This window comes from Rhodococcus sp. T7 (genome assembly GCF_009872365.1).
Classification (GTDB): domain Bacteria; phylum Actinomycetota; class Actinomycetes; order Mycobacteriales; family Mycobacteriaceae; genus Rhodococcus_F.
The window spans coordinates 30,950-50,220 of record NZ_WXYH01000377.1; the positions used below are offsets into that span (position 1 = coordinate 30,950).

Below are 19,271 nucleotides of genomic sequence, written 5' to 3' on the forward strand. Positions count from 1 at the left end.
CCGCCGGTCAGTCCGGCTTGGACGCGACGGCGGTCTCGTCGACGGTGACGCCCTCCCGCTCCGCGTCGTCGACGTCTTCGTTCGCGGCGACGGCGTCGGGGATGTTGCTCTCCGCGCTGTGCTCGTCGATCTGCTCACCGATGTAGCGCACCACCACGGCGGCGACGGCGGCGGCGGGCACGGCGAGGAAGGCGCCGACGATCCCGAATACGGAGCCGCCGGCGGTGACGGCGAGCAGGACCACGACGGCGTGCAGTTTCATGCTCTTGCTCTGGAGGACGGGCTGCAGCACGTTGCCCTCGATCTGCTGCACCACGATGATGATGATCAGCACGATCACCGCGGTGGTGAGACCGTTGGCGACCAGCGCGACCAGCACGGCGAGCGCGCCGGCGACGAACGCACCGACGATCGGGATGAAGCCACCGATGAACGTCAGGATCGCGAGGACCGGTGCGAGTGGCACACCGAGAATCACCAGCCCGGCCCCGATGAAGACGGCGTCGATGAGGCTGACCAGAGCCTGGGTGCGGATGAATCCACCGAGCGTGTCCCACATACGGCCCAGCACCACTTCGAGATGACGGCCCGCGCGGCCGCCGCTGACGGAATGTAGCCAGGGGATGAACCGGGGGCCGTCCTTGATGAAGAAGAACGACAGCACCAGCACGAGGCCGAGTGTGATCAGCAGCGAGCTCGCGGTGCTGACACCGGTGAACACACCGGACGCGATGACCGTTCCACTCTCCTGGACCTTCACGATGATCGTGTGGATGCCCTGGTCGATCTGATCGTCCTGCAGGTTGATCGGCGGACCCTTCAGCCAGTCCTGCACCTGGTTGATCCCCTGGGTGGCCTTGTTGGCCAGCTCGGGGGCCTGACTGACGACGGACGGCACGATGCCGGCAATGATCCCGGCGACGACGGCGATGAACACGACGAGCGTCGTCGCTGCGGCCGCCGCCGGGGGGATCCGCCGCTTCGTCATCGCCCGCGTCGGCGGCCACAGCACCGTGCACACCACGATCGCCAGCAGCACGGGGAGGACGATCACCCACAGCTTCTCGATGATCCATCCGAACAGCAACGCGCCCAGCGCGATTGCCACGAGAACCAGCGACCACTTGGCCAGCCACATCGCACCCACCCCGATGAGGTGCCCGCGGTCCGGTTTCGTGATCGCGCTCCCGGACGGTGCCGGGGCTTCCTTCTCCGCCACAGATGGTCCTCCCTGCCGTGTCTGCTCAGCCGATCAGTACTGACAGTACTGGGGGACGCCGGGACGGCACGGTGCGGTCAGCAGCAGCGGGCGCCCGGGTTGGCGTCGGCGTCCGCGTAGCGCGCTTTCCAGTACTCGCGCTCGCTCGGCACCTCGGCGTCCGGATGGTGGCGGCGAAGGTGCTCGACGTACCTGCTGTAGTCGTGGTCGCCCATCAGCGCCCCCGTCCACCACCAGGCGGTCCGGACGGCCCCGACGACCTTATTCATCATGATGATGTGCCCTGTCCGTGTGGGTGTGCGCCGCGCCGGGGGCGCGGACCGCGCCCGAGGCGATGAGTTCGTTCCATTCCTTGTCGAGTTCCTTCTCGGCGGCGGTGGTGACGAATCCTGCCGGGGCGAAGATCTTCGACGGCTCCTCGGGTGCTTCGGTGGTCGGCAGTCCGCCCGCCCGGAACGCCTTGACGCACACGACCGCTCCGGCCGCCATGACGACCAGGACGAGGCCGGCGAACACGATCGACAGGGTGCCCTGAATGAACGTGTTGCGGATGACGGCGTCGATGGCCTCCGGGGTCTTGGCGGATCCGAAACTGGTCTTGCCTGCTTCCTTCGCCGCCTTGAACGCGGCGTGCTGCGACCAGTAGCCGACGGAGGTGTTGCCGGAGAAGATCTTCTGCCAGGACGCGGTCATGGTGACGATCAGGTCCCAGACGAGGGGAACCCCCGGAATCCAGGCCCACTTGAAGAGGCCCTTCTTCATGACGATGGCGAGGACCACCATCAGGGCTATCGCGGCGAGCAACTGGTTCGCGATGCCGAACAGCGGGAACAGGGTGTTGATTCCGCCGAGCGGGTCGGTGACGCCCATCAGGAGGATGGCGCCCCACAGTCCGACGACGGCGAGCGAGCACACCCAGGCTCCGATGCGCCACGACGGATCCTTGAACTTGCGGGCGGCTCCGCCGAAGTTGCCGAGCGAGTCCGACAGCATGAACCGGGCGACCCGGGTGCCGGCGTCGACGGTGGTGAGGATGAACAGCGCCTCGAACATGATCGCGAAGTGGTACCAGAACGACTTGAGGGCTGAGCCGCCGAGGAACTGGCTGAGCACTTCCGACATGCCGAACGCGAGCGTCGGGGCACCGCCGGTGCGCGAGATGATCGACTCCTCGTCGACGCCCGCCGCGGCCTGCGCGAGGGTGTCCGCGGAGATGTTCGGGCTGGACAGTCCGAGGCTGTTCACATACGTCGCGGCCGTCTCGGGGGTTCCGCCGGTGAGGGTGGCCGGCGCATTGAGCGCGAAGTACAGGTGCTGGTCGATGATGCACGCCGTGACCAGCGCCATGATCGCGACGAACGACTCGGTGAGCATGCCCCCGTATCCGATCAGCCGCATCTGCTTTTCCTTCGCCAGCAGTTTGGGCGTCGTGCCGGAGGAGATGAGGGCGTGGAAGCCGGACAGCGCGCCGCACGCGATCGTGATGAACAGGAACGGGAACAGCGAGCCCGCGAAGGCGGGACCGTTGCCCTGGATGGCGAACGTCGTGACGTCGGGCATCTTGATGGTGGGCTGCGCAACCAGGATGCCGATGGCCAGCAGGACGATCGTGCCGATCTTCATGAACGTCGACAGGTAGTCGCGCGGGGCCAGCAGCAGCCACACGGGCAGGACGGAGGCGGCGAAACCGTAGGCGATCATCAGCCAGGCGATGGTCACCTTCGACAGTGTGAACCAGTCGGCGCCCCAGCCGGTGTCGGCCACCCAGCCGCCGGACACGATGGCGAGGAGCAGCAGCACGACGCCGATCAGCGACACCTCCGCGACCTTGCCCGGGCGCAGGTACCGCAGGTAGACGCCCATGAAAAGGGCGATCGGGATGGTCATGGCGATCGAGAAGACACCCCATGGGCTTTCCGCCAGCGCGTTGACGACGACGAGGGCGAGCACCGCGATAAGGATGATCATGATGACGAAGACGCCGATCATGGCGGCGATGCCGCCGACGACGCCGAGTTCGTCGCGGGCCATCTGGCCGAGGCTGCGGCCGCGGCGTTTCGTCGAGATCCACAGGACGAGGAAGTCCTGGACGGCGCCGGCGAAGACGACGCCGATGATGATCCACAGCGTGCCCGGCAGGTAGCCCATCTGGGCGGCGAGGACGGGGCCGACGAGGGGCCCTGCGCCGGCGATGGCGGCGAAGTGGTGCCCGAACAGCACCCGCCGATCCGTCGGCATGTAGTCCTTGCCGTTTTCGAGGATCTCGGCGGGGGTGGCCCGGTCGTCACGGGGCTGGACGAGTTTGCGCTCGATCAGCCGCGCGTAGAAGCGGTAGGCGATCAGGTAGGTGCAGACGGCGGCCACCACGAACCAGACGGCGTTGATGTTCTCGCCGCGGACGAACGCGATCATCACCCAGGCGATGCCGCCGAGAAGGCCGAGGACGGCGAACGTGATCCGCGCCGCCGGTGAGATCGGGGTGCGGTCCACCACGCCGACGGGCGGAAGATCCGGATCCGTTTTCAGGTACTCGACCTCGGATTCGGGGGCGGCTCTCAGGGCCATCGCGCACTCCTTCCCGGCGTCCCGTCGTCATTGTGTGCCAGGGGCGACGCCGTCGACAGGTGCCACATCTTTTGTGGCCCCCGTCACCCTATTGCGCCGACGTTCCGTTCGACGAAAAAACGACGTCAGAAGCGAGTCGAGTCGGCATCGATCCAGTCGGTGAGCCAGTCCGACGGTGGGTCCTCGAGTAGTTCGCCGGGCATCAGCCACTCGTACAGTTCCGCGTAGGTGCGGGTGGTGACGCCGTCGATCCGGCGGTTGAGCATCGCCGGTGTCAGTTGGTCGAAGCTGTCGAGTCCCATCGACGCCACCATCTGCCGGGCGCCTGCCACCGTCGACTTCTGGAACCGGAACACCCTGGCCGCCTTGTCGGGGACGTCGAGTGCGCGGGTCCGCGCCGGGTCCTGGGTGGTCACCCCGACGGGGCAGCGGTTGGTGTGACACATCTGCGCCTGGATGCACCCGACGGCGAACATCATCGCGCGGGCGGCCATGGTGAAGTCGGCGCCCTGGATGATCCGTTTGACGATGTCGGATGCGCTGGCGACCTTCCCGGACGCGCCGATCTTGACGCGGTCCCGCAGACCGGTGCCGGTGAGCGCGTTGTGCACCAGCATCAGCCCCTCGGTGAGCGGCATGCCCATGTTGTCCTCGAATTCCACTGGACCCGCACCGGTTCCGCCCTCGGAGCCGTCGACGATCACGAAGTCCGGGGTGACGTCACGTTCGAGCATCGCCTTGCAGATGCCGAGGAACTCGATGCGCGATCCGACACACAACTTGAACCCGACGGGTTTGCCGCCGGACAGCTTCCGCAGGGTGACGATGAAATCGATGAGCCCGTTCGGGGTGGAGAACGCGGTGTGCGCGGGCGGGGAGATCACCGTCTTCCCGACGGGCACACCGCGCGTCTCGGCGATCTCCCGCGATACCTTCGCACCGGGCAGCACCCCGCCGAGCCCGGGTTTCGCGCCCTGCGACAGTTTGATCGAAATCGCCTTCACCTGGTCGAGTGCCGCGTGTTCGGCGAACTTGGCGGGGTCGAACCGGCCGTCGTCCGTCCGGCAGCCGAAGTAGCCGGACGCGATCTCCCAGATCAGGTCGCCGCCGTGCTTACGGTGGTAGGGGCTGATCGCGCCCTCGCCGGTGTCGTGCGCGAACCCGCCGCGAGCGGCCCCGGCGTTGAGGGCTTCGATGGCGTTGGCGGAGAGCGAGCCGAAGCTCATCGCGGACACGTTGAGAAGCGCGATGTCGTAGGGCTGTTCGCAGTCGGGGCCGCCGAGGCGCACGGTCGGCGGTTCCGGCGGGGCCATCCGTGCGCGCAGCGAATGGACCATGAACTCGTAGCCGACGGCGTGGACGTCGCGTTCGGTGCCGAACGGCTCCTCGGCGAGCGTGCCCTTGGCGCGCTCGTAGACGAGGTCGCGGGTATCGCGGTCGAAGGGTGTTCCATCCGTGGACGATTCGACGAAGTACTGCTGGATCTCGGGTCGGATCTTCTCGAGCAGGAACCGCGCGTGCCCCAGCATCGGGTAGTTCCGCAGAATGCTGTGTCGCCGTTGCAGCAGGTCCCACGTGCCCAGGCCTGCCGTCGCGAGCAGGAGGAGGGCGGCGAACCACCACCCGGTGGCCACACCGAACGTCAGGGCGAGAGCGCCCAGTCCGAGGATCCATATCGCGAGGACGATCAACCATCGGGTCACGTGCTGAGACTAGAACCTCACGTGAGTGCCGACGCGTACTCCGGCGCACTTTCCCACTCACGTGGCGAGGGGATGGGATAGTGGAGGCACGAGGTCAGCTGCCACGACTGGGGGATGTCATGTCGGAGTCACCGAACAATCCGGAATCGTCGAGCAACCCGGTGCCGCCGAAGCCGGGCGACACGGGCGCCTACGGCTACCAGTACCCGACGCAGCAGCAACAGCCGCAGTCGCAGCCCTACCCGGGACAGTACGGCCCGCCGCCGCTGCCGCCGTCGAACGCCGGGTGGGCGGTGGCCGCAGTCCTCTTCTTCTGGCCGCTCGCGTTCGCCGCGTTCAACCACGTCCACGACGTCTACCCGAAGTGGGCGATGGGCGATTACCAGGGCGCCCAGTACGCGTCCGACCGCGCCAAGTCGCTCGGCAAGATCGCCCTGTGGATCTGGGTGGCGCTGATCGTCGTCTTCGTCATCGGGTACGCCATCCTGATCATCGCCCTCGTCGCGAACAGCAATACCAACAGCTGGTGAGGGCGATGGTCGTTGATCCGGCGCCGACGCCGTAGAATCCAACGACCGTGAGCCTTACCCTCGGAATCGTCGGACTGCCCAACGTCGGCAAGTCCACCTTGTTCAACGCGCTGACCAACAACGACGTGCTGGCCGCGAACTACCCGTTCGCGACCATCGAACCCAACGTCGGCCTGGTCGAACTGCCCGACCCGCGGCTGTCCGAGCTCGCCCGGATCTTCGGTTCCGAGCGCATCCTGCCCGCCACGGTGTCGTTCGTCGACATCGCCGGCATCGTCAAGGGCGCCTCCGAGGGCGCCGGCCTCGGCAACAAGTTCCTCGCCAACATCCGCGAGGCCGACGCCATCTGCCAGGTCGTTCGCGTGTTCCACGACGACGACGTCGTGCACGTCGACGGCCGCGTCGACCCGGCGTCAGACATCGAGGTGATCGAGACCGAGCTCGTCATCGCCGACATGCAGACGCTGGAGAAGGCCCTGCCGCGCCTGGAGAAGGAAGCGAAGAAGAACAAGGAGCTCAAGCCCATCCACGAGGAGGCGCTGAAGGCGCAGGAAGTCCTCGACTCGGGCAAGACCCTGTTCAGCGCGAAGGACAAGCTGGACTTCGCGCTGCTGCGCGAACTGAGCCTGCTCACCACCAAGCCGTTCCTGTACGTGTTCAACGCCGACGAGGCCGTGCTCACCGACGAAGCGAAGGTCGCCGAACTGCGCGCCTCCGTCGCCCCCGCAGACGCCGTGTTCCTCGACGCCAAGGTCGAGCAGGAACTCCTCGAGCTGGACGAAGAGGACCGGCAGGAAATGCTCGACTCCATCGGCCAGTCCGAGCCCGGCCTGCACGCCCTCGCCCGCACCGGCTTCCACACTCTCGGCCTGCAGACCTACCTCACCGCAGGTCCCAAGGAATCCCGCGCCTGGACCATCCACAAGGGCGACACCGCCCCCCAGGCCGCCGGCGTCATCCACACCGACTTCGAGCGCGGCTTCATCAAGGCCGAGATCGTCTCCTTCGACGACCTCGTCGCCGCCGGATCCATGGCCGCCGCCAAGGCCGCGGGCAAGGTCCGCATGGAGGGCAAGGACTACACCATGGCCGACGGCGACGTGGTGGAGTTCCGCTTCAACGTCTGACCGCGTCTCCCCGCACGAGGAATGCGACGACCGCTGCGCCGACGAGGGAGATCAGCCCCATGGTGACGGCGGCGTGGTTCCAGCCTGTCACCATGCCGTCGATGGTGCCTGCGGGGTCGAGGGCGATGATACTGACGACGGTGACGCCGATGGAGGAGCCGAGGTAGCGGGCGGTGTTGTTGGCGCCGCTGCCGAGTCCGCCCTGGTCGGCGGGGACGCTGGCGACGGCTTGGCGGCCGAGGCCGGCGTTGAGCAGTCCGCTGGCGACGCCGGCGAGCAGCAGTCCCGGGACGAGTCGCAGCAGGGACGAGTCGGGGGACAGGCCCGTCATCGTGAGCATGGCGACGCCGACGCCGGCGAGTCCGATGACGAGTTGCGGCGACCCGGCGAGCCGCGCCGGGAGTTTCCGCGCCAGCAATGACGCCACGACGCTCGTGCCGGACCACAGCGCGATCACCCCGGCTGCGGCGAGGGTGCTGACGTGCATCGTCTTGACCAGGAACGTGCATGCGAACGACATCAGGCCGATGATGCCCGCCCCGGTGGCGAGGGCGGCGAGGGTGGCGGCGAGGAAATCGCGCCGGCGGAACAGGGCGAGGTCGAGCATCGGGAACGGGCGCCGCCGCTCGACGCCGACGAACGCGAGGGTGAATACGGCGGCGCCGACACCGCAGAGGACGGTGGCGGCGGTGTTGCCCTGCCTGCCCTCGACCAGTGCGACGAGGACCAGCACCATCGCGGCGCACAGCGTGAGTGCTCCGGGGACGTCGATCCGCTTCGGGACTGCGGACCGTGACTCCGCAAGTGCGCGCGTCGCGACCTGTCCGATCGCGAGGGACGCGACGGCGAGTGCCCAGTACAGGCCGCGCCACCATCCGGCGAGGTCGAGGAGGCCTGCGAGCACCGGACCGGCCGCGATGCCTGCGCCGACGCTCGCGCCCCAGATCCCGCTCGCCGTCGCGCGTGCCGCCGGGGTGGCGAAGGCGTGGGCGACGGCGGCGAGGCTGGCGGCGATGAGAGCTGCGCCCGCCACGCCCTGGATCAGACGGCCGACGATGAACAGGACGGGCTCCTGGCTGACCGCGCCGACCACCGCGCCCAGTGCGAGAAGCCAGGCGCCCCAATGGAACACCCGGCGCCGGCCGTTGTCGTCGGCGAGCGCGCCCGCCGTCAGCAGGACCGCGGCGAGGCCCACGCTCATCGAACTGAGAATCCACGTCTGCGCTGCGGGCCCGGCCGACAGCGCCGCGGCGACGGTGGGCATGTTGCCGAGCGGTGCGCAGAACGCGACCAGGGCGACGAACGTGCCGAGTGACGCGACGGACAGCGTGGTTCCCGGGCGGGGTGCGAGTGTACGGGCGGGTGAGGCAACCGCGGTTGGTCTGTTCACAAGACTGAACCTAGAACTATTTTGGTCTGGTGACAAGACTGAGTTGCGCTAGCATGGGGAAATGGCACTGGGAACCGGGTACTCGCAGCAGAACTGCAACCTCGCTCGCGCGCTCGAAGTGGTGGGTGAGCGGTGGACGATGCTCGTGCTGCGCGACTGCTTCTACGGCGTCCGCCGCTTCAGTGATCTGCTCGCCCATCTCGACATCTCGCGCGCCGTCCTGACGGATCGGCTGGGTGCTCTCGTCGACGCCGGCGTGCTCGTCCGTGTCGCCGACGGTGGCCACCCCGAGTACGAACTCACCGAGGCCGGAAAGTCGCTGTGGCCGAGCATCTATGCGCTCTCCCAATGGGGTGAGCAGTACGCGTCGCCCGGCAGTTACCCCGGCCGGGTGTTCTCGCACGCGGAGTGCGGGACCCAACTCGACCGTTTCGGGCGGTGCCCCGACTGCGGCACGATCCCGGGGCCGGAAGACCTCGTGGTCGCGCCCGGGCCGGGGGAGGCCGTCCACCCTCGCACCGACGCCGTCGCCGTGGCCCTGCGGGAACCCCGCCGGATGCTCACCCCGCTGCGGTCACGCAGCGAGGCCTGACCGTCACGCCGCGACGCGCAGGGGCGGTTCGAACGTCGCCCGCACCTGCAGCCACTGGGCGAGGATCTGACATCCGGTGAGACCGCTCGCGTCGAGTGCTTCGCTGGCGTACGCGATATGCCGGCCGCCGCGGGCGTTGACGACGCGCACCCCGCGCCAGGCGAGGCGCGGCGGGAGGTAGCCGAGTACCTCGATCATCGCGGTCCGCAGTCGGCGGGCGTCGGTGCGCCACTGCCGAGGGCTGAATCGTGTCATACCCGCATTCTGGAAGCTGTTGCTGCGGATCAGTTCCCACGTCTGCGCGAGCCATGTCCGCAGCGCACGGAACGACATCCACCGGGTGAGATCCGCGATGTCGCGCACATAGCTGTCTTCGCTGGCATTGCAGATCATGTCGTCCGGGTGCGCGATCCACTGGACCGGTACCGACTCGGGGATCGGCGCGCCGGCACCTGCGACTCCGCGCCCGAAGCATCCCGGTACCACCCCCGCCGGTTGTTCGGGGTCGGAGACGAGACCCACGGCGGCAAGGTTGCCGGCGTGCAGGGCGCCGGTGGCGATCTGCCCGAGCACCTCACGGATCACGGTGCATCCCTGCGAGTACCCGATCAGCATGACCGGTCCGGGAACGTCGTCCATCGCGTCGATCAACCGGCGGACGCCGACCTCGGTGCTCTGCCGATAGCTGAGCCCGCCCGCGGCGACCGGCCCATAGGACGCGGGGTAGCCGACCCACCGAGACTCGAATCGGTCGTCGAGGGCGTCGGTGACGTCACTCAACAGCCCGGAGACGTGGCGCCGGTGGTCATCGGGGTGGGACTCACCGGTACCACCGACAGCGAGAACGGTCACCTGGGGCATGGCGTCCATCATGCCGACGGACGATAAGGATTCGATCGGTCGACCCTGAGAAGTTCCTGGCAATCGACTGCGAACGGTTGTCACCCGATCGCCAGGGCGATCAGAGCCACCAGTGGCGGCCCGCTCTGCGACACTGCCCCGACGACGCCGTCGCCGCGCTGCCGGCTGAGTGCCATGCGATCCGACACGGCCAAAGCGAGTCCCGCCAGGAACATGAAGATGCACGTGTAGACGACGAGCGTGCGGCCCGGAGTGTCGTGACCGGTCCACCACAGGGCGACGCCGGCGATTGCTCCGGAACCCAGGTACAGGTTGTAGAAGCCGACGTTGAACGCCCACAGATGGGCGGCGGGCACGTCGCTGCCGGAAATCCGGAAGATGCCCTCGTGCACCGACGGTCTGCGGAACAGGAGCGATTCCCACACGAACGCCAGCACGTGCACGCCGGCGGCGATCAGGGTGGCGATCTGCGCGACGACGATCATGACGCACCCGTCCGGGTTCCGAGTTCGACGCCGTAGCGACTGGTGATCTCGTGCAGCAGCCGGCCCACGTCCTCCGGCACGGGCCGGCCGTGTCCGATGGCGTCGAGATCACCGAAGAAGCCACTGTTGGCCGCCCCGGCCGAGACGAGGAGGAAGTCGGCGTCTTCGGAGAGGACCGTGAACGTATTCATCGTTCCCGCCTCGATGACGATGGTTTCCCCCGCCGCGACCTCGTATCCGGTGTCTCCGGCCTGGACGAGTATCCGGCCGCGCAGCACGTGATACGACTTCGCCCACGGCTCGGCGTGCAGCGGACCGGCCGCTGCATTCCGGGACGCTTCGACGAGGAACACTTCGAACGCTCCGCCGACGTCATCGCCGCCGACCAGGACCGTGATGTCGGCGTCCGGCACGGTGAGGCGCCGGCCGTCGCCCGCTGCGACTACGTGAACTTTCGTGGACATACTGCGACGCTAGGACGCTCACACCGCGCTGCCCATCCCAGGATCCTGGGATGGTGGTGTGCCCGTGACCAGCGCATACTGGGTCCATGCTGGAGGTTCGGGCGGAGAAGCTGCGCCGGGAGGTGCTTGCGTTCGCGGGAGAGGGCGCCGGCGTCACGCAACTGCACGAGCGTGCCATCGAACTGGTCGCTGAGACGGTGCGCAGCGACCTCACGTGCTGGGCGATGCTCGACCCGGAGACACTCGCGATCAGTTCGATGACGAGCGGGCGCAGCCGTATCCCGCAGCAGTACGAACCGCTGCTCGCCGAATCCGAGTACAACGGTGCCGATCCGGGGACGTTCGCCGAACTCGCCTGCAGTGGCCGGACTGTCGCGAGGGCCTCGGACCTGCCCGCGGGCGAGGTCGCCCACAGCCTCCGCCACGGCGCGGTGTGGGCGCCGCTGGGGCTCGGCAGCGAGGTCCGCCTCGTGTTCCGCGTCGACGGGGTGTGCTGGGGTGCAGCCGGATTCGTGCGGTCCGGACCGGATTTCACCGACCGTGACCTCGAGTTCCTCTCGCTCGTGGCGCCCGGGCTCGCGGTCGCGACGCGGGCCGCGTCCGTGCACGCTCGGGCGGTCACCGGTTGCGGTGATCAGGGTCCGGCGGTCGTGCTGACCGATGCCACCGGTGATCCGGTCGCGCTGACGGCCGCTGCCCGAGGCTGGCGGGACCGCTTCGACGACGTAGCCCCGGGCAGACTGGATGTGGTGTTGCGGGCCGCGACCTTCGGGGCGCGGTCGAGCAGTTCCGGCGTGTTCAAGGCACGTGTCCGCGACGCGGAGGGCGGCTGGATTCTGGTGCGCGCCACGGCATTGACCGGCGGCGACGAGCCGCAGACGGCGGTCACCCTCGAACCCGCCGCCGACGGCGAGCTCACCGGACTACTGCTCGCGGCGTATGCGGTGACCGCACGCGAACGCGACGTGTGCGCCGACGTGCTGGCCGGCTACGCGACGTCCGAGATCGCCGACCGTCGCGGCATCACCGTGAACACCGTCCAGGATCATCTGAAATCGGTCTACGCGAAGGCCGGGGTCCGCAGCCGCGCGGAACTCGCCGCACGGCTGCGGACCGGTCGCGAGAACTAGCGACCGCTCACGACCCGGTGGTGCCCGTCGCCAGTGAGGAGCAGGCCTCCTGCGCCGCCGCCCACGTCGAACTGTCGACCCCGGGAGGTGCGGCCGACTCGTCCGGCGCCCCACCCTGCGGTGGGGCGGATCCGGCGCCGCCCTCCGGCGGTGTCATCTCGCCGCTGGGCGGGGCCATTCCGCCCGGGGCGCCGCCGCCCGCCTGGTCGGGCGGTGCGGGCACGCCGTTTTCCTCGAGGCAGGCCTGGAGTTCGTCGCTCATCGCCGCGGGCGCGGTGCCGCCCTGCGCAGCGCTGCCGCCGGTGCCGTCCTGCACGGCGCTGCTGCTGGTGCTTGTCGACGAAGCGCCGGACGAAGACTCGCCCGAGCTACACGCGACGACGGAACATGCGAGACCTACTGCCATCGCCGCCCCACCGATGCCGCGAACCAATTGTGAACGCATGATCGATGCCCTTCCTCTGTGAGTGAGACACCACTACACCGCGGGAAGCTGGGAGAACGCTGCGTGCACGCTGGAAGGGCACTGTCAGCGCGGTTCGGGCCGCTCCTGGTAGCACTTGAAACTCAGTGCGAGACGGCCACGCCCGTGCGTCATCGAGCGCAGGGCGACCGGATAGTCGGTGACCTCGCTCGTCGGCACCGAGGCGATGACGGTGACCTCGCCGTCCCCTGCCGGTTCGGTGCCCTCGATCTGGCCGCGTCGCCGTCCGAGATCCGCCATCACGTCACCCTGCAGCGTCGAGGGCACGGTGACCTCGACGTGGTCGACGGGTTCGAGAACGAGAGTGCCCACCTTCTCGATGGCCGCACGGAGGGCGAGCGCCCCCGCCATCCGGAAGCTGAAATCGTCGGAGTCGACCGAGTGATGCTTGCCGTCGAGTACGGTGGCGCGCAGGTCGACGAGCGGAAACCCGTGGCTGCCTCCGCGTCCCATCGATTCGGCGATCCCCTTGCCGACCGCGGGAATGAGGGACTTGGGTATCACTCCGCCGCGGGTCTCGTCGACGAACTCGTAGCCCTCGTCGCGGGGGAGCGGCTCGAAGCGGACCGTCGCCACCCCGAACTGGCCGTGGCCGCCGCTCTGCTTTTTGTGGCGGCCCTCCGTCTCCACGGTGCCGAGCAGTGTCTCGCGGTACGCGATCTTCACCGGTTCGGTCAGGAGGGTGATGCCGTACCGCCGCTTCAACCGGGTCAGCGCCACCTGCACGTGCACGTCGCCGGCGCCCCGGATCACCGTCTGGTGGGTCTCGCTGTCGCGCGTGACCTCCAGCGTCGGGTCGTCGCTGACGAGTTCGGCCAGGGCGGTCGCGAGTTTGTCCTCGTCGCCCGCACTTTCGGCGGCCACCGCGAGTCCGTAGACGGGACGGCGGTGCACGATCGGGGGCACGGTGAGTGACGATCCGATCGGTGCGAGGGTGTCGCCGGTCGAGACGTCGGTGAGTTTGATGGCGCCGACGATGTCGCCGGCCTCCGCGCTGTCGATCGGGGTGTGCTTGCTGCCGAGGACGCGAAGGAGGTTGTGCAGGCGCTCCTTCGCGCCGGTGCGCTGGTTGACGAGGACGTCGTCCGCGTGCACGCTGCCGGAGAGGACCTTCAGCAACGCCACCTGCCCGACGTATTCGTCGGTCTGCGTCTTGAAGACGTACGCGAGGGGGTCGCCGGACGGATCGCACCGCACCTCGGCGACCCGGTCCCCGTCGCCACGGACCTCGATACCCGGGACCTCCGACGGTGCCGGCGCGATCCGGCACACGAAGTCGAGCAACCGGTCGACGGCGATCGCATCGACGGCCGACCCGCACAGCACCGGCCACAGCGAGCCCGCGGCGAAACCCGCGCGGAGTGCGTGCTCGAGTTCGGGAACCGAGATGTCCTCGCCGTCGAGGTACTTCGAGAGCAGGTCGTCCTCGATCTCGACGACGTCCTCCACGAGATGCTCGTGCTGTTCGTGTTCGCGGTCGGCGATGTCGGCGGGCAGTTCGTCGCTCGTGTTCGCGGACCCGCTGTCGTAGAGGATGACGTGCTCGGTGAGGAGGTCGGCGACGCCGGTGAAACCGGACGCCTCGCCGACGGGCAGGTCGACGGGCTCGACTCCGGATCCGAAGTGATCGCGGATCCCGGCCAGGACGGCGTCGAACGACGCTCGTTCCTTGTCCATCTTGTTCACGAACAGGATGCGCGGGATGGCTCGCTCGGTCGCCGCCTGCCACAGCAGTTCGTCGTTCACCTGCAGACCGCTGACCCCGTCGATCACGAACACGGCCACGTCGGCGACCCGGAGCGCCGTCATCGCGTCGCCGGCGAAATCGGCGTAGCCCGGCGGGTCGAGAAGATTGATCCGGTAGTCGTTCCAGGAGAACGAGGCCAAGCCGAGCGTCAGCGACTGGGTGCGGTCGTGTTCCTCGGGTTGGGTGTCGAGCACGGTGTTGCCGCTCTCGACACGTCCGGGCCGCGTGACGACACCGGCGCGGAAGAGCATCGCCTCTGCGAGCGTCGTCTTCCCGTTGCCCTGATGTCCCACCAGAGCGATATTGCGGATCAGATCCGTTTCGGTCGTCACTGCTACCCCCACCGTGTCGTACGGGTCGCTCCCGACGATACCGCGCGCGCGACCGGCGGCGAGGCGTTATCTTCCACGTGAAGAGGTGGCCGCGACCTCGGTCCGCCACACCCGACACCGAATGGAGACCGCATGGCTTCGGCCGAGTTCCTCGTCGAACGTTCCACCGTCATCGATGCGAGCCCCGACGTCGTTCAGCCACTCCTCGACGACTTCCGGAAGTGGCAGGCGTGGTCGCCGTGGGAGGACGTCGATCCCGACCTGAAGCGCACGTACTCAGGCCCGGATTCGGGAGTGGGCGCGTCTTACGCGTGGGAGGGCAACCGCAAGGCGGGTTCGGGACAGATGGTGATCACCGAGTCGGTGCCCGGCTCGAAGGTCGTGCTCGACCTGAACTTCCTCAAACCGTTCAAGGCGGAGAACGTCACGACGTTCCTCCTCGAACCGAACGGTGCGGGCACGACCGTCCGCTGGCAGATGACCGGTAAGAACAACCTCTTCTTCAGGATCGTGGGAGTCGTCTTCCCGATGGACAAGATGGTGGGCAAGGACTTCGAGAAGGGGCTCGCGCAGCTGAAGGCGGCGGCCGAGCAGCGTCAGTAGCCCTTTCCCGTCGCCAGTTCGAGATCGGTCATGGTCTTGAACCGGGGTGTGCCGTCGCTGTCGTTCCGGGCCTGTTCCATCACGAGGCGGGCCGACCGTCCCTTCAGATGGAGGGTCGCCACCTGATCGCCGAAGAACGGTCCGGCGACCTTGGACCAGTCGAGGGGAACGGGCGGCACCCGCGACACCCGGCCCAGGATGAAACGCACGGTCCGTTCGGTGGCGCGCCGCCACGAGATCCGGAACGTCACCTTCATCGCGGCCGGTACGTAGTTGTGCAGCGGTGAGCACGTCAGCTGGTAGACCAGTGACTGCAGCGGTTCGGGGAAGTGCGCCTGCGCGGCGTACGCGTGGTGGACGTCGCCGGACAGTACCGAGATGGTGGACGGCGCGCGGCCACGCGGTCCGGTCCGGTGGCCCTTGCCGACGTCGGCGAGGAGCCGGGCGAGCCGGTCGAACGAGTCGCGAAACGCCGCCCAGTGCTCCAGGTCCGCCCCGCGCCGGATCTTCTCGGCCCAGGCCGCCACCCGCGGGCCGCGGGATCCGCCGGCGAGGCGTTCGTCCCAGGACTCAAGGTCGTGGAGGGCGCGGGGCAGCAACCACGGCAGCGACGTGCCGACGAGCAGGTGGTCGTAGTCACCTTCGGTCTGACGCTCGATCCAGGAGAACTCGGGGTCGGACACCATCTCGCGGCGGCCGCCGGAGAGAATGCGTCCGCACCGCGAGTCGATGACGAGCAGTCTCGCGACGCCGAGGTCGCGGCGATACGACCACTGCGTGCCCTTCGCGCCGTCCGCCTCCTCGTCGGCGGCGGACGCGAACTCCCGGAGCATCGGTTCGACGTCACCGCCGTGCTTCCGAACTCGTTGGTACAGATCGTTTTCGGCGAGGAGACTCGGCGACAGGTTCCCCAGGTGCTGATAGACCCAGTACGACGACAACGCGCCGACGATGCGCTCCTCCCACCACGACGTCGCCTCGACGTCGTCGCGCCAGGACTCGGAGGTGTTCCAGTCGTCCCGCACGTCGTGATCGTCGAAGATCATCGACGTGGGCACCGTGGACATCAGCCAGCGCACTTGAGGGTCCGTCCACGACTCGGCGTAGAGCCAGGTGTATTCCTCGAAGTTGCGCACCTGCGGGCCGGGTGGCTCCTTCACGTCGTGGATCTCGGCGACCCGCGCCTCGGTCTCGGGGGAGAGTTCGTCGGCGTACACCTGATCCCCGAGCAGCAGCAGGGCGTCCGGCCACCGGTCCGGGGACTGTCCGGCCATACGCACCGCGTACGCGTCGAGGGCGTCGGCGCCGAGGTGCCGGTTGTCCTCCGTCGTGGACATCGTGGCGAACCGGCACGAGCCGAACGTCAGGACGAGGGTGTCGTCGTCCTCGCGGAGCGTGCGGATCACCGACGGGACGGCATTCGGCAACGGCCACACCGGACGGCCGTCGAGGGTCACGTCGTACGGAGTGGTAGACCCGGGTTCCAGATCGTCCACGACGACGAGCGCGTAGTGGTGACCCGACACGTTCCACGTGCGTTCTTCGTGGCCGAGGACCCGGACGGTGCACGCCTCCGACGTCTCGACCCACACCGTCGCATCGCTCGTGCCGACATGTCTCAGCAGCGGTCCGAGAATCAGCTCCGCCACGTCTTCACCCTGCCGGAATTCTCTTCGCGCGTGACCGGTACATACGGTCAGACTACGGATCCCGGACCAACCGCGAGGCGGCTTCTGCGCCGAAATTGGTCATCGCCGCCTCGAGTGGGAAGCGCGGCTATCAGGAGGTGTCGCGCCGGCTCGCCGAGTGGGCACTTCCCGTCTGAGTGGCGCTGTGTGAAGATGCTTGTCGGACAGGATGTGTCGGCGGGGGCCGGTAGCGTCTCGCGCATGGCTGAACCAGTGAAGGGCCCGCGTCCTGAGCTGGCTGAAGTCCGAGCACGGCCTCGGTCACGGCCACGCCGACGCGCTGGTCGCGCACACCCTGAAGGAGGACGCCGCCGGCTGACGGGCCACCGCCGTAGTTCGCCGCGATGAATCCGGAATTTTGCCGCGGGATATCATTCCGACGAATCTGGTGTCGAGGGTTCTGCTGTCGAAGGGAATCGAAATGAGCACGAAAGTCGAACAACTGGAGTTCCAGGCGGAGACCCGCCAGCTCCTGGACCTCATGATCCACTCGGTGTACTCCAACAAGGACTCGTTCCTGCGGGAGCTCATCTCCAACGCCTCGGACGCGCTGGACAAGTTGCGGCTCGAGGCGTTCCGCAACAAGGACCTCGACGTCGACACGTCGGATCTGCACATCGAGATCGAGGTGGACGCGGAGAAGCGCACGCTCACGGTCCGCGACAACGGCATCGGCATGTCCCACGAGGAGGTCGTCGACCTCATCGGCACGCTGGCCAAGTCCGGCACCGCGGACCTGCGCCGCAAGTTGCGGGAAGCGAAGGACGCCGCCGCCTCCGAGGAACTGATCGGACAGTTCGGTATCGGCTTCTATTCGACGTTCATGGTCGCCGACAAGGTGACCCTGTTGACGCGGAAGGCCGGCGAGAGCGAGGCCACGCGCTGGGAGTCGAGCGGCGAGGCCACGTACACGATCGAGGCTGTCGACGACGCCCCGCAGGGCAGCTCCGTCACCCTGCACCTCAAGCCCGAGGACGCCGAGGATCACCTGCACGACTACACGTCGGAACGGAAGATCAAGGAACTCGTCAAGCGTTACTCCGACTTCATCGCGTGGCCGATCCGGATGGATGTCGAGCGCACGGTCCCCGCCGAGGGCGACGGCGAGGACGAGGTCACCACGACGTCCGAGACGATCAACTCGATGAAGGCGCTGTGGGCGCGATCGAAGGACGACGTCTCCGAGGACGAGTACAAGGAGTTCTACAAGCACATCGCCCACGCCTGGGACGACCCGCTCGAGGTCATCCCGATGAAGGCCGAGGGCACGTTCGAGTTCCAGGCCCTGCTGTTCATCCCGTCCCACGCGCCGTTCGACCTGTTCATGCGGGACGGAAAGACCGGGGTGCAGCTGTACGTCAAGCGCGTCTTCATCATGGACGACTGCGACCAGCTGATGCCGGAATACCTTCGCTTCGTCAAGGGTGTGGTCGACGCCCAGGACCTCTCCCTCAACGTCTCTCGTGAGATCCTGCAGCAGGACCGGCAGATCCGCGCCATCCGCCGCAGGCTCACCAAGAAGGTCCTCACCACGATCAAGGACCTGAAGGCCGAGCGTCCCGACGACTACCGCACGTTCTGGGCGGAATTCGGCCGCGCGGTCAAGGAAGGCCTGATGTCGGACACCGACAATCGGGATATGTTGCTGGGTATCTCGTCGTTCGCGTCCACCCACAGCGAGGAGGAGCTGACCTCGCTCGAGGACTACGTGTCGCGAATGAAGGACGGTCAGGAGCAGATCTTCTACGCCACCGGCGAATCCCGGCAGCTGCTCGAGAGCTCCCCGCACATGGAGGCCTTCCGCGCGAAGGGCTTCGAGGTGCTGCTGCTCACCGACCCCGTGGACGAGATGTGGGTCGGCGCGGTTCCGGAATTCGACGGCAAATCGTTCCAGTCGATCGCCAAGGGTGAGGTCGATCTCGACACCGAGGAAGACAAGAAGGCGCACGAGTCGGAGCGGGAGGAGCAGGAGAAAGACTTCGCCGGCCTGCTCTCCTGGATGGCCGAAGCGCTGACCGAGCAGGTCAAGGAGGTGCGGCTGTCGACGCGGCTGACCACGTCACCGGCTTGCATCGTCGGCGACGCGTTCAGTATGTCCCCGGCACTCGAGCGGATGTACCGGGCGTCCGGCCAGCCCGTTCCCACCACGAAGCGCATCCTCGAGCTGAACCCCACCCACCCCCTCGTCACGGGGCTGCGGGAAGCGCACAGCGAACGCAACGAGGATCCCGCGCTGGGGGAGACCGCGGAACTCCTCTACGGGATGGCGTTGCTGGCCGAGGGCGGCGAACTCGACGATCCGGCCCGGTTCACCACGATGCTCGCCAACCGTCTCGCCAGGACGGTGTAAT

At 67.8% G+C, this 19,271-nt stretch carries 17 protein-coding genes and 1 pseudogene; 7 read left to right on the forward strand and 11 right to left on the reverse strand.

All coding sequences use genetic code 11. The features are described from left to right. Positions 1 to 7: 7 nt before the first annotated feature. The 4 genes from MLGJGCBP_RS40965 to MLGJGCBP_RS40980 all read right to left on the reverse strand — a co-directional run bounded on the left by MLGJGCBP_RS40965 (position 8) and on the right by MLGJGCBP_RS40980 (position 5,487). Positions 8 to 1,219: an AI-2E family transporter gene (locus MLGJGCBP_RS40965; RefSeq protein WP_160103152.1), complete on the reverse strand. Its 1,212-nt coding sequence runs from the start codon at positions 1,217 to 1,219 to the stop codon at positions 8 to 10. A gap of 77 nt (positions 1,220 to 1,296) precedes the next feature. Further along, positions 1,297 to 1,488 carry a YbdD/YjiX family protein gene (locus MLGJGCBP_RS40970; protein ID WP_160103292.1) on the reverse strand — a complete coding sequence of 64 codons (192 nt, stop codon included), beginning with the start codon at positions 1,486 to 1,488 and terminating at the stop codon, positions 1,297 to 1,299. Further along, on the reverse strand, positions 1,481 to 3,784 hold the full coding sequence (locus MLGJGCBP_RS40975; protein ID WP_160103154.1) for a carbon starvation CstA family protein: 2,304 nt from the start codon (positions 3,782 to 3,784) through the stop codon (positions 1,481 to 1,483). The genes MLGJGCBP_RS40970 and MLGJGCBP_RS40975 overlap by 8 nt, the downstream gene beginning before the upstream one ends. A 125-nt stretch (positions 3,785 to 3,909) precedes the next feature. Further along, positions 3,910 to 5,487, reverse strand: a complete 1,578-nt coding sequence (locus MLGJGCBP_RS40980; RefSeq protein ID WP_160103156.1) for an FMN-binding glutamate synthase family protein — start codon at positions 5,485 to 5,487, stop codon at positions 3,910 to 3,912. Between the two features lie 119 nt (positions 5,488 to 5,606). Between MLGJGCBP_RS40980 and MLGJGCBP_RS40985 the strand changes: the two genes are divergently transcribed. Together MLGJGCBP_RS40985 and ychF are read left to right on the forward strand one after the other, a co-directional pair. Continuing rightward, positions 5,607 to 6,017 carry a CD225/dispanin family protein gene (locus MLGJGCBP_RS40985; protein ID WP_087556499.1) on the forward strand — a complete coding sequence of 137 codons (411 nt, stop codon included), beginning with the start codon at positions 5,607 to 5,609 and terminating at the stop codon, positions 6,015 to 6,017. A gap of 47 nt (positions 6,018 to 6,064) precedes the next feature. Further along, positions 6,065 to 7,144, forward strand: coding sequence for a redox-regulated ATPase YchF (gene ychF / locus MLGJGCBP_RS40990; protein WP_087556498.1), 1,080 nt, complete (start codon positions 6,065 to 6,067; stop codon positions 7,142 to 7,144). Here ychF and MLGJGCBP_RS40995 read toward each other — a convergent pair. Further along, a complete protein-coding gene (locus MLGJGCBP_RS40995) occupies positions 7,134 to 8,534 on the reverse strand; it encodes an MFS transporter (RefSeq protein ID WP_160103158.1) in 1,401 nt (466 codons plus the stop codon). The genes ychF and MLGJGCBP_RS40995 overlap by 11 nt on opposite strands. A gap of 61 nt (positions 8,535 to 8,595) precedes the next feature. On the opposite strand from MLGJGCBP_RS40995, the gene MLGJGCBP_RS41000 reads away from it, so the two are divergent. Continuing rightward, complete coding sequence (locus MLGJGCBP_RS41000; protein WP_160103160.1) at positions 8,596 to 9,126, forward strand: winged helix-turn-helix transcriptional regulator; 531 nt, start codon at positions 8,596 to 8,598, stop codon at positions 9,124 to 9,126. A gap of 3 nt (positions 9,127 to 9,129) precedes the next feature. On the opposite strand, the gene MLGJGCBP_RS41005 is transcribed toward MLGJGCBP_RS41000, so the two are convergent. From MLGJGCBP_RS41005 to MLGJGCBP_RS41015, 3 genes are all read right to left on the reverse strand, one after another. Then, positions 9,130 to 9,999 carry a PE-PPE domain-containing protein gene (locus MLGJGCBP_RS41005; protein WP_160103162.1) on the reverse strand — a complete coding sequence of 290 codons (870 nt, stop codon included), beginning with the start codon at positions 9,997 to 9,999 and terminating at the stop codon, positions 9,130 to 9,132. Positions 10,000 to 10,067: 68 nt separating this feature from the next. Next, on the reverse strand, positions 10,068 to 10,472 hold the full coding sequence (locus tag MLGJGCBP_RS41010) for a DUF1304 domain-containing protein (RefSeq protein WP_160103164.1): 405 nt from the start codon (positions 10,470 to 10,472) through the stop codon (positions 10,068 to 10,070). Continuing rightward, positions 10,469 to 10,936: a hypothetical protein gene (locus MLGJGCBP_RS41015; RefSeq protein WP_160103166.1), complete on the reverse strand. Its 468-nt coding sequence runs from the start codon at positions 10,934 to 10,936 to the stop codon at positions 10,469 to 10,471. Before MLGJGCBP_RS41015 ends, MLGJGCBP_RS41010 begins: the two co-directional genes overlap by 4 nt. Positions 10,937 to 11,022: 86 nt before the next feature. Between MLGJGCBP_RS41015 and MLGJGCBP_RS41020 the strand changes: the two genes are divergently transcribed. Continuing rightward, complete coding sequence (locus tag MLGJGCBP_RS41020) at positions 11,023 to 12,066, forward strand: helix-turn-helix transcriptional regulator (protein ID WP_160103168.1); 1,044 nt, start codon at positions 11,023 to 11,025, stop codon at positions 12,064 to 12,066. A 7-nt stretch (positions 12,067 to 12,073) separates the two neighbouring features. Here MLGJGCBP_RS41020 and MLGJGCBP_RS41025 read toward each other — a convergent pair whose 3' ends face one another. Both MLGJGCBP_RS41025 and fusA read right to left on the reverse strand, forming a co-directional pair. Further along, positions 12,074 to 12,511, reverse strand: a complete 438-nt coding sequence (locus MLGJGCBP_RS41025) for a hypothetical protein (RefSeq protein WP_236581671.1) — start codon at positions 12,509 to 12,511, stop codon at positions 12,074 to 12,076. 84 nt (positions 12,512 to 12,595) lie between these two features. Further along, positions 12,596 to 14,629, reverse strand: coding sequence for an elongation factor G (gene fusA / locus MLGJGCBP_RS41030; RefSeq protein WP_160103170.1), 2,034 nt, complete (start codon positions 14,627 to 14,629; stop codon positions 12,596 to 12,598). A 132-nt stretch (positions 14,630 to 14,761) separates the two neighbouring features. Here fusA and MLGJGCBP_RS41035 point away from each other — a divergent pair, with 132 nt between their 5' ends. Continuing rightward, positions 14,762 to 15,232: an SRPBCC family protein gene (locus MLGJGCBP_RS41035; RefSeq protein ID WP_124389451.1), complete on the forward strand. Its 471-nt coding sequence runs from the start codon at positions 14,762 to 14,764 to the stop codon at positions 15,230 to 15,232. Here MLGJGCBP_RS41035 and MLGJGCBP_RS41040 read toward each other — a convergent pair. Next, on the reverse strand, positions 15,226 to 16,881 hold the full coding sequence (locus MLGJGCBP_RS41040; protein WP_160103172.1) for an alkaline phosphatase D family protein: 1,656 nt from the start codon (positions 16,879 to 16,881) through the stop codon (positions 15,226 to 15,228). The genes MLGJGCBP_RS41035 and MLGJGCBP_RS41040 overlap by 7 nt on opposite strands. Positions 16,882 to 17,146: 265 nt before the next feature. On the opposite strand from MLGJGCBP_RS41040, the pseudogene MLGJGCBP_RS41045 reads away from it, so the two are divergent. Beyond that, positions 17,147 to 17,239, forward strand: a pseudogene (locus MLGJGCBP_RS41045) (DUF4287 domain-containing protein); the annotation flags it as partial. A gap of 102 nt (positions 17,240 to 17,341) precedes the next feature. Then, positions 17,342 to 19,270, forward strand: a complete 1,929-nt coding sequence (htpG, locus tag MLGJGCBP_RS41050) for a molecular chaperone HtpG (protein ID WP_160103174.1) — start codon at positions 17,342 to 17,344, stop codon at positions 19,268 to 19,270. Position 19,271: the final 1 nt, after the last annotated feature.

Bases quoted from the DNA above. Each gene is read 5' to 3' on its own strand.
- MLGJGCBP_RS40970 (WP_160103292.1), bottom strand. From the start codon at position 1,488: ATGAATAAGGTCGTCGGGGCCGTCCGGACCGCCTGGTGGTGGACGGGG.
- MLGJGCBP_RS40975 (WP_160103154.1), bottom strand. From the start codon at position 3,784: ATGGCCCTGAGAGCCGCCCCCGAATCCGAGGTCGAGTACCTGAAAACG.
- MLGJGCBP_RS40985 (WP_087556499.1), top strand. From the start codon at position 5,607: ATGTCGGAGTCACCGAACAATCCGGAATCGTCGAGCAACCCGGTGCCG.
- MLGJGCBP_RS41000 (WP_160103160.1), top strand. From the start codon at position 8,596: ATGGCACTGGGAACCGGGTACTCGCAGCAGAACTGCAACCTCGCTCGC.
- MLGJGCBP_RS41005 (WP_160103162.1), bottom strand. From the start codon at position 9,999: ATGATGGACGCCATGCCCCAGGTGACCGTTCTCGCTGTCGGTGGTACC.
- MLGJGCBP_RS41010 (WP_160103164.1), bottom strand. From the start codon at position 10,472: ATGATCGTCGTCGCGCAGATCGCCACCCTGATCGCCGCCGGCGTGCAC.
- MLGJGCBP_RS41015 (WP_160103166.1), bottom strand. From the start codon at position 10,936: ATGTCCACGAAAGTTCACGTAGTCGCAGCGGGCGACGGCCGGCGCCTC.
- MLGJGCBP_RS41020 (WP_160103168.1), top strand. From the start codon at position 11,023: ATGCTGGAGGTTCGGGCGGAGAAGCTGCGCCGGGAGGTGCTTGCGTTC.
- MLGJGCBP_RS41025 (WP_236581671.1), bottom strand. From the start codon at position 12,511: ATGCGTTCACAATTGGTTCGCGGCATCGGTGGGGCGGCGATGGCAGTA.
- MLGJGCBP_RS41035 (WP_124389451.1), top strand. From the start codon at position 14,762: ATGGCTTCGGCCGAGTTCCTCGTCGAACGTTCCACCGTCATCGATGCG.
- htpG (WP_160103174.1), top strand. From the start codon at position 17,342: ATGAGCACGAAAGTCGAACAACTGGAGTTCCAGGCGGAGACCCGCCAG.